General features: G+C 43.4%; 16 protein-coding genes. 10 read left to right on the plus strand and 6 right to left on the minus strand.

What is annotated here, in order from left to right; translation table 11 throughout:
- Positions 1–3 precede the first annotated feature (3 nt).
- Positions 4–870, plus strand: coding sequence for an RluA family pseudouridine synthase (locus ACXACN_RS01315; protein ID WP_474961682.1), 867 nt, complete (start codon positions 4–6; stop codon positions 868–870).
- Between the two features lie 66 nt (positions 871–936).
- Here ACXACN_RS01315 and prpE read toward each other — a convergent pair whose 3' ends face one another.
- A complete protein-coding gene (prpE, locus tag ACXACN_RS01320; RefSeq protein ID WP_474961684.1) occupies positions 937–1,668 on the minus strand; it encodes a bis(5'-nucleosyl)-tetraphosphatase PrpE in 732 nt (243 codons plus the stop codon).
- A 262-nt stretch (positions 1,669–1,930) separates the two neighbouring features.
- Here prpE and mgtE point away from each other — a divergent pair, with 262 nt between their 5' ends.
- The 3 genes from mgtE (at position 1,931) to fabI (ending at position 6,757) form a co-directional block, all read left to right on the plus strand.
- Complete coding sequence (gene mgtE, locus ACXACN_RS01325) at positions 1,931–3,295, plus strand: magnesium transporter (protein ID WP_474961686.1); 1,365 nt, start codon at positions 1,931–1,933, stop codon at positions 3,293–3,295.
- A gap of 15 nt (positions 3,296–3,310) precedes the next feature.
- Positions 3,311–5,173, plus strand: a complete 1,863-nt coding sequence (locus ACXACN_RS01330; protein ID WP_474961688.1) for a monovalent cation:proton antiporter family protein — start codon at positions 3,311–3,313, stop codon at positions 5,171–5,173.
- Between the two features lie 804 nt (positions 5,174–5,977).
- Positions 5,978–6,757: an enoyl-ACP reductase FabI gene (gene fabI, locus ACXACN_RS01335; protein WP_474961690.1), complete on the plus strand. Its 780-nt coding sequence runs from the start codon at positions 5,978–5,980 to the stop codon at positions 6,755–6,757.
- Positions 6,758–6,800: 43 nt separating this feature from the next.
- Here fabI and ACXACN_RS01340 read toward each other — a convergent pair whose 3' ends face one another.
- Complete coding sequence (locus ACXACN_RS01340; RefSeq protein WP_474961691.1) at positions 6,801–7,820, minus strand: EAL domain-containing protein; 1,020 nt, start codon at positions 7,818–7,820, stop codon at positions 6,801–6,803.
- Between the two features lie 182 nt (positions 7,821–8,002).
- Here ACXACN_RS01340 and ACXACN_RS01345 point away from each other — a divergent pair, with 182 nt between their 5' ends.
- Positions 8,003–8,548, plus strand: a complete 546-nt coding sequence (locus tag ACXACN_RS01345; RefSeq protein WP_474961692.1) for a CotO family spore coat protein — start codon at positions 8,003–8,005, stop codon at positions 8,546–8,548.
- 46 nt (positions 8,549–8,594) lie between these two features.
- Here ACXACN_RS01345 and ACXACN_RS01350 read toward each other — a convergent pair whose 3' ends face one another.
- Positions 8,595–9,095, minus strand: coding sequence for a CotY/CotZ family spore coat protein (locus tag ACXACN_RS01350; RefSeq protein ID WP_474961694.1), 501 nt, complete (start codon positions 9,093–9,095; stop codon positions 8,595–8,597).
- Positions 9,096–9,286: 191 nt separating this feature from the next.
- On the opposite strand from ACXACN_RS01350, the gene ACXACN_RS01355 reads away from it, so the two are divergent.
- From ACXACN_RS01355 to ACXACN_RS01375, 5 genes are all read left to right on the plus strand, one after another.
- Positions 9,287–9,514 carry a hypothetical protein gene (locus ACXACN_RS01355; RefSeq protein WP_474961696.1) on the plus strand — a complete coding sequence of 76 codons (228 nt, stop codon included), beginning with the start codon at positions 9,287–9,289 and terminating at the stop codon, positions 9,512–9,514.
- A 63-nt stretch (positions 9,515–9,577) separates the two neighbouring features.
- Positions 9,578–9,907, plus strand: coding sequence for a DUF1360 domain-containing protein (locus ACXACN_RS01360; RefSeq protein ID WP_474961698.1), 330 nt, complete (start codon positions 9,578–9,580; stop codon positions 9,905–9,907).
- Positions 9,904–10,119, plus strand: a complete 216-nt coding sequence (locus ACXACN_RS01365; protein WP_474961700.1) for a hypothetical protein — start codon at positions 9,904–9,906, stop codon at positions 10,117–10,119. Before ACXACN_RS01360 ends, ACXACN_RS01365 begins: the two co-directional genes overlap by 4 nt.
- Positions 10,120–10,155: 36 nt before the next feature.
- A complete protein-coding gene (locus ACXACN_RS01370; protein WP_474961702.1) occupies positions 10,156–10,452 on the plus strand; it encodes a hypothetical protein in 297 nt (98 codons plus the stop codon).
- A gap of 22 nt (positions 10,453–10,474) precedes the next feature.
- Complete coding sequence (locus tag ACXACN_RS01375; protein ID WP_474961704.1) at positions 10,475–11,374, plus strand: MBL fold metallo-hydrolase; 900 nt, start codon at positions 10,475–10,477, stop codon at positions 11,372–11,374.
- Here ACXACN_RS01375 and ACXACN_RS01380 read toward each other — a convergent pair.
- From ACXACN_RS01380 to ACXACN_RS01390, 3 genes are all read right to left on the minus strand, one after another.
- Positions 11,361–12,038: a DUF421 domain-containing protein gene (locus ACXACN_RS01380; protein WP_474961706.1), complete on the minus strand. Its 678-nt coding sequence runs from the start codon at positions 12,036–12,038 to the stop codon at positions 11,361–11,363. The two genes, ACXACN_RS01375 and ACXACN_RS01380, sit on opposite strands and share 14 nt — an antisense overlap.
- 108 nt (positions 12,039–12,146) lie before the next feature.
- Entirely contained in the window at positions 12,147–12,569 is a 423-nt protein-coding gene (locus ACXACN_RS01385) for a GNAT family N-acetyltransferase (protein WP_474961708.1), read from the minus strand.
- Positions 12,570–12,575: 6 nt separating this feature from the next.
- Positions 12,576–13,091 carry a YjcG family protein gene (locus ACXACN_RS01390; RefSeq protein WP_474961710.1) on the minus strand — a complete coding sequence of 172 codons (516 nt, stop codon included), beginning with the start codon at positions 13,089–13,091 and terminating at the stop codon, positions 12,576–12,578.
- Between the last annotated feature and the right edge of the window lie 8 nt (positions 13,092–13,099).

Here is a 13,099-nt window from a genome sequence, read left to right on the forward strand (position 1 = left end):
GTAATGAAAAAGTGGCGGGTGACGGAAGCTTACGTAGGTCATTCCGTCCGTGATTTTTTATTGCAGGCGGGGGATTTTTCCCGCCAATTGTTAAAGAAGGTTCGTATGGACGGTACTGTATTCATCAATGGTTCTCAAGAGGAAATGTGGCGACCTTTGGACAAGGACGATGAGGTCACCATCATTTTTCCTAAAGAAGAAAGAGGTGCGATTCTCCCTCAGCAGGGGGCTCTATCTATTGTGTTCGAGGATGATGACGTCATCGTTCTTGATAAACCGGCAGGCATTCCAGTGGTTCCTCCGTTTGATCAAAAAGAGCCTTCGATCGCAAGCCATTTGCTGTTCGAATATGAAAGAAGAGGATACCCTTGTACGGCCCATATTGTCACAAGGCTGGACAGAGATACTTCTGGATTAATGCTCGTTGCTAAGCACGCCTACAGCCATAGTCTCCTTACCAAAAACGTGGACTTGATTTCCCGGCAGTATGTAGCCATTGTCGAAGGAGAGTTTGACGAGAAGGAAGGTCTCATTCAGGAGCCAATCGGCCGTGCCGAAGACTCCATCATTCGAAGGGTAGTATCTCCGGAAGGAAAGCCTTCAAAAACCCAGTTCTTTCTGATAAACACGGAAGAAAATTTCTCTCGAGTCCGCTTTAAATTACTCACCGGGCGAACGCACCAAATTCGTGTCCATATGGCTCACATGGGGTACCCTTTAGCCGGAGACACGTTATATGGCGGAAGCAATATAGAAGGACTGAATGGACAGGCCTTGCATTGTGAGCGGCTTTTCTTCATCCATCCATGGACGAAGAAAAAAATGACCTTCACATCAGAACCGCCAAAGGCCTGGAAGGAATTTGCTTGAATAAGCAGAACCTTGTGTTTTGAAAAACCGACTGAAAAAAAGCAGGAGCTAGAGTGCTCCTGCTTTTTAATATCTAAATTTTTCTTCTACAAAAGGCATGCTTGATGGTACACTGACGATTTCTTTTTCTGGCAGGCGAAAAGCGGTAAGCTTCCCTCCAAATACACATCCCGTATCTATATTCACCGTTTTGTTTACGAAACGGGGTTCACGAACGGGCGTATGTCCATAGACAATCCATCGCTCCCCCGTGTAATGCTGTGCCCAGTCGCGTCTGACAGGACGACCGTCCGGAAGCTTTTCGCCCGTAATGTCCCCGTAGAGAACGAAGGTTTCGATACTTTTGCTTTTATGTCCGATATCTTCTTCGCGGATCCCAGCGTGAGCAACTACTGCATTGACATCCTTCAATATCTTGTGTAGTGGTGCTTCCTCATACAAGTGTTTGAATTGCTGTTTCACATGCTTCTGTTCTTCTTTAGACAGGGCACGAAATTCCGCAGCGGTTGTCTCCAATCCATGTTTTTCTTGGACGGGATTGCCTAAGAAAAAGCGATACAATTTATTGCAATGATTTCCCGGGACATAATGAGCCCCTTTTTCCGTAACTAAACGATAAACGAAAGTGATGCATTCAATGGAAGAGGGGCCTCGGTCTGTAATATCTCCGACGAATACAGGGGTGCGTCCATCTGGGTGTTGAGGGAGGCCATCCCTCCATTCATAACCGAGTTCATCAAATAAAAGTTTTAATTCATCGAAGCAGCCGTGGACGTCTCCGATTATGTCATAGTTCATGGTCATTCTCCTTTTTGTCTTGCAATGATGGGCTTAATTTGAAGGAATTTGAGGCTCTCCTATATATGGAAGATATTTTTCCCAAGCCTTCGAAATACTAAACATAAGGAGAGCATATTCCCTAAGGTTGATTTCTTCTGTTAAACTACATTTATGTGATGAATTTGGCTGTTAGAAATTGAGGGACTTTCGTTGACAAACACGTATTTCGCCATTAAGATTAAACGGTCAAAAACGAAATAGACACTGGGGAGGGTTGCTTATGGAACACTTAGATGACCAGGAGCGCCAAGAAGTTTGGACGAATATTAAAGATGCCTTGTTCAACGATCATATCGACCAGTTCCGAGCGGAATTTCTTGAATTGCACCCTTATGACCAGGCCAGGATATTTGAAGGTTTGGACGAAGATATTCGGATGCGAATCTATACTTACCTCTCACCAGAAGAGGTTGCAGATTTCATGGAACACATCGATTATGATGAGATTGAACCCTTCTTTACTGAAATGACCCCGGCTTTCGCTGCGCAAGTCTTCGCTGAAATGTCGACGGATGATGCCGTTGATATTTTAAACGAATTAGATAAAGATAAAGTGGCGAGTTTCTTGACGATCATGGATGATGATGCAGCTGACGAAATTAAAGACCTGCTTCATTATGAAGAGAAAACTGCCGGTTCCATTATGACGACAGAATTTGTTGTCGTTAAGGCCGGTATGACGATCAAGGAAGCGATGGTTCATCTGAGAACAGAAGCCCCGGACGCTGAGACGATTTATTACACGTATGTCATTAATGAAGATAAACGGCTCGTCGGTGTTATTTCGTTGAGGGATTTGATTATTTCAGAAGAAGAATGGTTGATTTCCGACGTAATGAATGAACGAGTGGTATCGGTCTCAGTCGGAGAAGATCAGGAAGAAGTGGCACGCATGGTGCGTGACTATGACTTTCTTGCCTTGCCGGTTGTTGATTTCCAGGAACATCTCCTTGGAATCATCACCGTCGATGACATTATGGACGTCATGGAAGAAGAAGCAAGTGATGATTATTCTAAACTTGCTGCTGTGTCTGATGTCGACAGCCCTGATGATAATGCTTTTGCATCAGCTAAAAAGCGATTGCCTTGGCTTGTCATTCTTCTCTTTTTAGGGAGTCTGACTGCAAGTCTTATCGGGCGTTTTGAGGACACCTTGGATCAAGTAGCTATTCTCGCTATTTTTATTCCTTTGATTGCAGGAATGGCGGGAAATACAGGAACGCAGGCACTAGCCGTTGCTGTCCGCGGTATCGCTACCGGGGAGATCGATAAGCAAGGAAAATGGAAAATGATGATGAGAGAAGCAGGAACGGGTATCATTACAGGACTATCTTGCGGTGTATTGATCACTCTCATTGTATATATATGGCATGAAAACTTCTTTTTAGGCATATTAGTCGGATTGTCCATCTTTATGACCTTGGTTGTAGCAACATTGGCTGGCTCTCTCGTTCCCCTTCTTATGCATCGTTTAAAGATCGACCCTGCTGTTGCTTCAGGTCCGTTCATTACAACAGTGAATGACTTGATCTCCATTTTAATTTACTTTGGGCTCGCGACAGCGTTCATGAATTTATTGATTTAAGGAAGGAGGGCGAGTATGGAACATGGTGCTTCAGTAACTTCTCTAGTTATTGTAATTATTGCAGCATTCATTACTCCCATCTTACTACACCGTTTTAAATTGAATATTATCCCGGTTGTAGTAGCAGAAATCATCGTAGGATTAATCATCGGTCAAAGTGGATTTGATATTGTAGAGCAAGGAAGCTGGTTAGAGATCCTGTCTACATTAGGATTCATTTTCTTGATGTTCCTCAGTGGTTTAGAAATTGATTTCTCTATCTTTGCAAGTCGAAAGAAGAAAGCTAAGCCGGAAAACCAGGGGACCGGTGCTCCAAACCCGGTTTGGGTGGCGACGACCGTGTTCATCGGTATCTTCGTTATATCCCTGGCTCTTTCTTATCTATTCGTATTGGCAGGTTTCATCGACAATGCCTTCTTGATGACGCTGATCATTTCCACCATTTCACTTGGTGTGGTTGTACCGACGTTGAAGGACGCACAAATGATGAAGACAACGATTGGTCAGACGATTTTGCTTATTGCCGTCATAGCTGACCTCGTAACCATGATCTTGCTCGCTGTTTTCGTATCCATTTATGGAGAGAGCGGTGGAAACACATGGTTCCTGCTTCTTCTATTTGTAGCGGGTGTCCTTTTTTATTACATCGGCAAAAAGTTCCGTCATCAATCATTCGTTGAGACAATGGCCAAGGGGACAATCCAGATCGATACCCGTGCTGTTTTCACGCTTATCCTCCTGCTCGTCGCCTTGTCTGAAACAGTTGGAGCGGAGAATATTCTTGGTGCCTTCTTAGCAGGTACACTCGTATCTTTATTGTCTCCAAACCCGGAGATGGTGAAGCGACTGGACAGTTTTGGATATGGATTTTTAATTCCCATCTTCTTCGTCATGGTTGGGGTGGAAATTGACATTTGGAGTCTATTTACAGACTCACGTGTGCTCATCTTGATTCCACTGTTATTTATCGCTTTACTCGTCTCGAAGATTGTACCAGCCTTAATTTTGAGTAAGTGGTATGATAAGAAAACAGTTTTTGGGTCAGGTTTCATTCTGACTTCCACCCTCTCTCTTGTCATCGCGGCAGCCGCCATTGGTAAGCGGGAAGGGATGATTGATGATCAAATGGAAGGGGCCCTTATCTTAGTGGCCGTCCTGACATGTTTAGTGGCACCAATCACGTTTAAAAAGATTTATGGACGATTTGAAGACGAAGACCATAAGACGGTCGTATCTTTCATCGGTTCCAATCGAATGACCTTACCTGTTGTGCGAGAGTTGGACATTCATGCATATGAAACCCACCTCTACCATACAAAAATGGATAAAATTGATGAACGCATCAGTCGTAATTGCTTTGATATTAAAGAGCTGGATGGCTATGATGTTGAAAAGATGCGGGACCTTGGAGTCTTTGAAGTCGACTTGATTGTTGCTTCTACCGGTGACGAAGAACGAAATGCAGAGATTGCCCGTTATGCGAAAGAACAAGGGGTAGAACGTGTCATTGTCCGAGTAGAGTCCCCGGACTTATCGCAGGAAATGAAAGATCTCAATATTAATGTATTTTCCGTGTTCTTGTCTTCAAAAGCGCTTCTTAAAGCTATGATTGAAGCACCAAATGTTGTAGATATCTTAACGAAACAAGATAGCGCGCTCTATCAAATCAACATGAACAACTCCGTCTATAATGGCATCCACCTCCGTGAATTTCCTTTCACTGGAGATGTCATCATGGTTCGTATCTTCCGTGGAAAAGATTCCATCGTTCCTCACGGGGATACAGAGTTGAAAATGGGTGACCGCCTGATCGTAACCGGTTCTCATGAGTATGTAGATGAACTGAAAATGGAACTAGAATATTGTGAATGGTGTTAACCCTCAACCGCTCCTTCTCATCACGAGAAGGAGCGGTTTTTTATATTCCTGTTCTTCCACAAACGCTCCCGATTGTGGAAGACTCAGTTTCGAGATGTTCCCGGGGTTCGTTGCCTGGTTGAGCGTTAGGGGTGGCTGGGAAGCAACTCGTCTAGCTCCATCGCCCAGACACTCGCGTCATAAGCAGAACAGCAAAGGAATGAAAGGGCACATTCCGTTGCTGTTCTGCTTATGCCAGTCGTGTCTACCAGGGCGATTCCGCATTTGAACACTTTCCTGTGGGGGAGTGGCGAGCTTTCTCGGGCGGTCTGCCGCACTAAGGGATCTCGCCGATCTCCTTTCTCCCACGGGAGTCTCGCAGCTTCCCAACCACCCCTTTCATAGTAAAGAGAAACGAACCCCTATACCTAGAGGAAGTGTCTCCAATTTCACCTCCAAAGGCAGGCATAAAGCGCTCTGTATCAAGCTTATAAATACTGAGTGCCTGCTTGTGGAGAGGTTATATGATCCACTTCCCTCAGTCTCCTCAGTCATTCAAGGTGATTGTTCCAGAAGTGATTTCGAGAATCTTCCGCCCCTACCCACTCAACAAAAGTTTCGAAATCAAGTCTTGCACAATCCTGCCATTATATTGAATAACATCGTTCGATATCCTGATTTTGGATAGAGAAGGGGCTTATGTGAGTGGAAATAGGGAAAGGATAAAGGGAAGTTTGTTTTTCAAAAGCGTATGGTTTAAAATAGGAGCAGGTACTAATAACAAATACTAATTCAGATCCTACTACCTCAAGGAGGGTACTTAATATGAACTTTTCATTAGAAGGACGTACGTATGTCGTCATGGGAGTGGCGAACAAACGAAGCATTGCCTGGGGAATTGCCCGCTCGCTACATTCCGCTGGAGCGCGCTTGATTTTTACCGTTGCATCTGAGCGCTTCAAAAAGTCGGTTCAGGACCTTGCCGATACTTTAGAAGGTGGCGAGGAGTCACTCGTATATGAATGTGACGTGACGGATGATGAAGCGATTATCCAGACATTTGAACAAATCAGCAAAGACGTAGGAACGATCCATGGACTTGCGCACTGTATCGCTTTCGCCAATCGGGAAGAATTGAAAGATGAGTTCCTAAACACAAGTCGCGATGGTTTTCTTACCGCACACAACATCAGCTCTTATTCTCTGACAGCTGTCGCTCGTGCAGCTCAACCGTTGATGACAGATGGAGGAAGTATTGTAACACTTACTTATCTTGGTGGAGAGCAAGTCGTGAAAAATTATAACGTCATGGGTGTAGCGAAAGCGAGCCTGGACGCAAGCGTCAAATACTTAGCGAATGACCTTGGTAAACATAACATTCGGGTTAATGCCATCTCTGCTGGCCCGATCCGTACACTTTCTGCTAAAGGTGTTGGTGATTTCAATCAAATTCTTAAAGTAATTGAAGAACGTGCGCCACTGGGCCGTCCTGTTACTCAAGAAGAAGTCGGCGACACGGGTTATTATCTAATGAGTGATTTATCACGCGGAGTGACTGGGGAAGTCATTCACGTGGACTCTGGATTCAGCATCGTAGCCTATTAATTTAATCAAAACCCCGTTACTACATGTGTAGTAGCGGGGTTTGTCATTTCATCCAGAATTGTAGATATGTCCAAACGGATTCTTCTTTTTTTGTACTATAGGATGCAGCAAACCTTACCACTTCTGTTAATGGTAGTACGGCTTTTCCGTTAGGGCCACATAACAGTGCGTAATGATCATCATAGCTGCCTTGATAACCTGCGATCCATGTTATCAGTTCAGAAAATGTGGTCTGCTCCCCAATTTTTAACGGGAACATTTTACTGCTTCTTTGCTGCTTTAGTTGTTTGGAAATGGATGTTGGTAGCGGTGGTGGGGGATAGCCTGGTTTTGCAAAGTAATATCCCTGCATGAGAGAGATCCCCATCTGAGTCAACTGAAGGCACTCACCTTCAGTTTCTACCCCTTCGGCTATAATCCCTGCCCCTAACTTCTTTCCGATATGTTGTAACGCTTCTACCATGTATTGTTTTTCACGGAATTGATGGATATCAGTAATCAAGGATCGATCTATTTTCATATAGTCGGGTTTTAATTCAGAAATCATCTGCAGCGAGGAATAACCTGCACCGACGTCATCAATCGCTACTTTAAATCCTTGCGACCTGTAATGTTCCAGAAGTTTTCGGAAGCTTTGAAAATCAGAAATGGCAGAGTGCTCAGTGATTTCAAAGACAATCTGGTCCGGGTTCAACCTTGTGTTTTTTAAAACGGTATGAGTGAAGCCTGGAGTGAATGAATGGTCATGAATAACATTAGGCGTCAAATTCACCCACAACTGCTGTTTTTCTTGTAAATGGTCAGCGATCGAATCAATAGCAAGTTCACGTGTATGCTTTTCCAGTTGAAATAAACGGTTCGTCTGATCGGCAAACTCGAAAAGTTCAACAGGGTTTTCAAAATACGCACTTGGAGGAAATCTTGTCAGTGCTTCAAAACCGATGACGCTTTCTTTATGAATGTCGATAATCGGTTGGTAATGGATAAAAAGTTTGTCCTCATTCATATATGAAGCTAGTACATCCTCAGATGACTTGCGCTCTCGTTGTTGAGCAAGGCTCATGAAAACACTCCTAATCAATGGTCTATCTTTATCATAACAATCGTAAAATAAATGAATCGCCAGGTTCTGTAAAATTTGTGTAAAATCATGAGAGGTTTTGTCAAATGAGGACAAAAGTGAACATGGTTTGTGACTCATACATATATATACAATGATGACCGAATGGAAAAGGAGAGATCTTGATGGCAGATGAAAAGCGACTTGCTAAGCAGCCGATGCTTTATATTGTCCAACCTAAAGGTTTGAAACCAGCAGAAGTTCCCATGCAAACAAGCTTTCGAAGTCAGCGTACTTCTACACCAGAAGAGAAGACAGAAAAGCCACCGACCGAAGCTCCATCGAATGAGCGTGAAATACGGATGCGAAGACAAAACTCCCCACACCGTCAAGAGCTAGCCAAGTTGAATACACCTGATGAGGTGGAAGGAGAAGAGGGTACCGAAGATGCTTCTGCTATAAATTCAGAAGATCAGGTAGAAAAGGATGCGCCTCGAGATCGAAGACAACGATTTCATGACATGACGCTCGAGGAAAAAGTTCTATATTTCTTCAATCTCTCCCCGCACGTTCCAAAAATGAAGTGTGAAGTATCGACAGAAGAAGAAAACTACAGGGGGTACATTACGGATTATGTAGATGGTATTGTCCATATGAAAGTTTTTCAGCGCCCATTTCAGAGGGAAGTAGCTTTTGAATCCATTAAGGATATTCGACTCCTAGGGTTTTAGGATAGTGATGAAAAAACCGCGCATCTGTGCGCGGTTTTTATAAACCTTATAGAGTTGCTGCTGCAGGAAGACATGTGACGTGGCAGAAGCAGTTCAAATCTACTGTGATGCAAATTCCTGAAGCGCGAAGGTTTCTGCAGCTTTGATCAGCCGGTGATTTTGGATCGAATCTTCTGTGATGATGTGAGCCTTCAACCTCATCCTCGTCGTCACCGTCATGACGGCGTTCAGCAAAAAGAAGTTCAAGGATAGCACAACCATCGTCGTCTACAGATTTAACTCTGAAGAAGAAGCTTCCTTTCACTCTGCAATCTTCGCCGCTTCGTTTTGAACCGAAACCTTTAAAAGGTGTGCATCCATCTTTACAGTAAAGGATGACTGGTACAGTGTCGAAGCCGGAACCTCCACCAGTATCACCTAAAAGGTCTGCGATTGAACGCTCACAGCTTGTTGTGCAATCGTGCAGAACATCATTTTGAGCATCGACGATATCTTTTAGAATATCAATCACACATGAACCTGAATCGAATCTTTTTCCACAGCTCATTTTCTAATTTCCCCTTTCCATACGTATTGACGTATTGTCTTTACTAGAATATGAATTGTGTTCTTGTCGGTGTGGGCATTTGTCTCTTTTCTCTCAAACCATACTTTTTTTGTCCATACTGGGCAGGAGACTATACCCAACTGGGGCAAACACCATAGATTAGAAGTGAATTCGAATAAGGAGTGAATGGAATGTCTGATAAAAAAAGGGTCATCCACGTGAAGGACCTTGTCATCAAAGCGGATAACGTCATTATCGAGCCCCAGCGTTATGATCGCCATGACCGAGATGACCGAGTCGATCCATTTTTCGGCGGACCGAGAAGGCGTAGAGAAGATGAGTCAAGAGATGAAAGCAGTTCAAGAAGCCGCCATCATGATGAATCTTCCGATCGCCGCGGAGAATTTCGTTGGTTTTAAGAAAATAAAGAGTGAGCCACTACAAGGTACGTAGTGGCTTTTTCTTCATGGGAGATAGGTTGAATGATGCTAAGTGTGATGGAAATAATCTTGCTGGCGCTTGCCACCTTCCGATTGACGCGTCTCATTGTTAGAGATTACATCATGGAATGGTTGCGGAGACCTTTTATAGATGTGAAGGTGATTCAAAACGAAAACGGGATTGAAGAGGAATGGGTGGAGCCGAAGGGTTTTATCGGTGAAGGGTTAAGTTGTCAGTGGTGTGTCGGTGTATGGTCTGCTTTAATCATGCTTTTCTTTTATATCATCGTTCCATATGGGGAGTGGTTGGTGTTATTGCTCGCTCTTGCCGGGCTGCAGTCCATCATTTACACGTGGGTCGATCGAAGATGACAGATAAGAAGGAAAAATCTTTATTTGACGTATTAAAGGAAATTGAGGTAGAAACGTCGAAAATGAATGGAATCATTAAACAGCCTGAAAAGAAATTCAACGAGTGGGAAAAAGATTTTCAGGCGTGGGACCGTCGTTTCTCAAAACGGATGACGGATATGGAAAAGTTTTTGACCAAACAGATGGGAAAGATGGAACGTTTCTTTGAATAGGAAAAAAGGGTATAGATCAGAGAAGGAGGAGTCACTATGGGATATATTCTGCCTGTAAATCATTATCAGTATCAGGATTATCAAACCCGGATTACTCAGAAGGATCGATCACCTTTTGCCCTTGAAAAAGTGTTCAAAGCTACGCTTGATAATAAAATGAAGCACAATCACTCTTCTGATCAGGAACGTGTGGAAGACCAACGTGTTAGATCCATCCATATACCTAGGAGTGCCCATGCGCTGAATAACCTCCATCCTGTATCACAGATTGGTACAGAGAAGATTCTTTCTAACATGACAGGAAAAGGGCGTCACTTTAGCGAAACTGTATGAAAAAGCTAAAGGAGTCGTGGATATGTCTTTTCGACAGCTAAGTGAATGTTGTTATTACTTTCATAGTTCCGTCAATATCGGATACGTTCATCAAGGGGAGGATGGGGTGCTCATCGATGCAGGAATTGATGCTTCATCCGTGAAAAAGGTGCTCAAAGAGCTTGAGAAACGGGAGCTCCCTTTGACGCACCTTTTTATTACCCATGCCCACGCTGATCATTACGGAGGGGCTGGTTTTGTTCAGAAGAACTATGATCTACATACTGTCGCACCAAAGTTTGAAGAAGCCATATTAAGGAATCCTGGTCTGGAACCTCTTTATTTATTCGGGGGCAATGAACCTCTGCCGGAGTTGCATAATAAATTTTTAGAGGGGCCTGCTTTACGGATTGATGAAATCGTGGAAGAAGGGGAGGTCCATTTTGGCTCTATACAAGCAGAAGCGTATCATCTTCCTGGTCACAGTTATCATCAGTTGGCCTTGAAAATCAAGGATATCCTTTATGCTGCTGACAGTTATTTTAGTATGGAGACACTAAGGAAACACAAGATTCCTTTTATGACAGATGTCAGTTTAGCATTAGATAGTTTGGGTCATCTCTCTCAAATTTCTTGCAAAGGGTCCGTTCCTGGTCATGGGAAATTTGAGACATCTCCTTCTTTGACCATTCAAAACAATATGGATTATCATGAGCAGCTGTCCGCATGGCTGCATCAATACCTTACGGAAGAGGGACCGGTGGCGCATGAAGTCATCGTGTCAGCCATGTGTGAACATTATAAAGTGGAGGCCCTAGGTTTATCCCAATGGCTTTTATTTAGAACAGCGGTGACCGCTTATTTGATTGGATTAAAAAAAGCGGGCCTCGTGGAGGACCGCATCATGAACAACACATGGAGTTTTTATGTTACAGACCAATAACAAATAACCCCGGATCGCCTTCCTTGTGCTCAGCGTACATGACTTCCGAAGGATTATTGAAGTGTTGAGCTTTCAACTGGTCATTCAGCCACTTCTCATCAAAACCTGCTTCCCTGAGATTATCCCAAATAACCTCGCCATCACTGATGATGGTTCGTGGGAGAGGGACATGATGGGGGGATAACTTCATATCCTCACGTGTAACATTTTGGTATTGGGAAGATTTGAGGACAGAAATGGTTCCGTCTGTTTCTAGGACGGCGTATTGAACTTCCTGAATTGAAAAAACATCTTTCGAACGTAATAAATGCTGAAGTTGATTAAGATCTAACTTGTTTTTCTTAAGCTGTTCGCGATCAATTTTCCCTTTATAAATGACGAGAGAAGGACTGCCTTCCAACATTTTCCTTGTACCTTTAAACTTTTGTGTAATCATTTCAGTCGTATAAATGAGGATACTCCACAACATAATGGCAAAGCCGATATCAAGAATTCCCACATCTTCATCATAGAGTGCATTACCGACTAACTCACCAAGGACGAGAGCAGCGATGAAATCGAAAGCGGTAATTTGAGTGATCTGGGATTTTCCAAGCACTTTCGTCATAACAAAAAGTGCAACAAATCCAAAAAGTGTTTCCACAGTAATTTGTAAGTACTCCATTGCGTTTCACGATCCTTACCTGTAGCCTATACGTTTCATTCTAGACAAAAGGACGGCAAGATAAACGAAGAAACTCCGGGAGCCCGGAGTTTCTTTTTGTCTATCGCATTATAATTTTTTTACCATTGTAACATGTGGAATGCCGGCATCCATGAACGGATCTGAAATCGTTACATACCCAAGAGATTCATAGAAGGCCTCCGCATGGGTTTGGGCATTCAATTTGGCTTTATCAAAGGCGTAGTCACGGATGACTTGTTCCATGGAATCGATGATTTTTTTACCGTGTGAACGACCACGGGATTCCTTAACAACACAAATCCGTTCAAGCTTCCCATACCCTTGAACAAAGCGTAGGCGGGAAGCAGCGACTGGATGCTCGTCCTCATATCCAACAAAATGGATGGAGGTATCATCGTATTCATCCAATTCTATTTCCAAGGGAACTTGCTGTTCCTCTACAAAGACGACGCGTCTTACGTAGAACGCGTCGTCTTTTTGCTGATTATTTTTAACCTTTACGATGTCCACAGAACATCACCCTTTGCCAAGGCGGAATGTTTCATAAACACTCCAAGCCCCATTTTCAAGCTGGTAAAGCAATTGAAAACGATCGACTTTGTCATTTAAGTCGAATTTCAACATACGCAGGCTGCCATATACATCAGAGAATTCTTCATCCGAGAGCTTTTGGGCAATCGTGATATGAGGAACAAAAGAAAAATCTTTTTCCTCGGGGAGTTCTCCAGCATGCAGCTTGTCATTTAATTCGAAGATTTCATCAGACGGTTCGATTTTCAAGTAAATCGTATTAGTAACGGGAGAGAAAGAGCTAACCTTATAAACGCCATAAGAAAAAGGGTCTGTATTTTTAGCGATTTCGCTCAACTCAGGAATGATTTTGTTTTCAATTTCATCTTCCTCTGCTTCAAACGCTTCTTTCATCGTAATATGCGGGGGAATCAACGCATAATGGGGATCGTAACGCTTGCGGTATGAATTCGCCACATCCTGTACTTTTTTCGATGGAAAAACTGCTATTCCGTATCTCATTGGACTAA

The sequence above is a fragment of the Halobacillus sp. AWM4_238 genome (assembly GCF_056158265.1).

Coding starts and splice junctions, on each gene's coding strand:
- ACXACN_RS01350 (WP_474961694.1), bottom strand. CDS start 9,095: ATGAGCTGTGGAAAAAGATTCGATTCAGGTTCATGTGTGATTGATATT.
- ACXACN_RS01360 (WP_474961698.1), top strand. CDS start 9,578: ATGATGCTAAGTGTGATGGAAATAATCTTGCTGGCGCTTGCCACCTTC.
- mgtE (WP_474961686.1), top strand. CDS start 1,931: ATGGAACACTTAGATGACCAGGAGCGCCAAGAAGTTTGGACGAATATT.
- ACXACN_RS01375 (WP_474961704.1), top strand. CDS start 10,475: ATGTCTTTTCGACAGCTAAGTGAATGTTGTTATTACTTTCATAGTTCC.
- prpE (WP_474961684.1), bottom strand. CDS start 1,668: ATGAACTATGACATAATCGGAGACGTCCACGGCTGCTTCGATGAATTA.
- ACXACN_RS01370 (WP_474961702.1), top strand. CDS start 10,156: ATGGGATATATTCTGCCTGTAAATCATTATCAGTATCAGGATTATCAA.
- ACXACN_RS01340 (WP_474961691.1), bottom strand. CDS start 7,820: ATGAGCCTTGCTCAACAACGAGAGCGCAAGTCATCTGAGGATGTACTA.
- ACXACN_RS01390 (WP_474961710.1), bottom strand. CDS start 13,091: ATGAGATACGGAATAGCAGTTTTTCCATCGAAAAAAGTACAGGATGTG.
- ACXACN_RS01355 (WP_474961696.1), top strand. CDS start 9,287: ATGTCTGATAAAAAAAGGGTCATCCACGTGAAGGACCTTGTCATCAAA.
- ACXACN_RS01365 (WP_474961700.1), top strand. CDS start 9,904: ATGACAGATAAGAAGGAAAAATCTTTATTTGACGTATTAAAGGAAATT.
- ACXACN_RS01315 (WP_474961682.1), top strand. CDS start 4: ATGAAAAAGTGGCGGGTGACGGAAGCTTACGTAGGTCATTCCGTCCGT.
- ACXACN_RS01345 (WP_474961692.1), top strand. CDS start 8,003: ATGGCAGATGAAAAGCGACTTGCTAAGCAGCCGATGCTTTATATTGTC.
- ACXACN_RS01330 (WP_474961688.1), top strand. CDS start 3,311: ATGGAACATGGTGCTTCAGTAACTTCTCTAGTTATTGTAATTATTGCA.
- ACXACN_RS01380 (WP_474961706.1), bottom strand. CDS start 12,038: ATGGAGTACTTACAAATTACTGTGGAAACACTTTTTGGATTTGTTGCA.
- fabI (WP_474961690.1), top strand. CDS start 5,978: ATGAACTTTTCATTAGAAGGACGTACGTATGTCGTCATGGGAGTGGCG.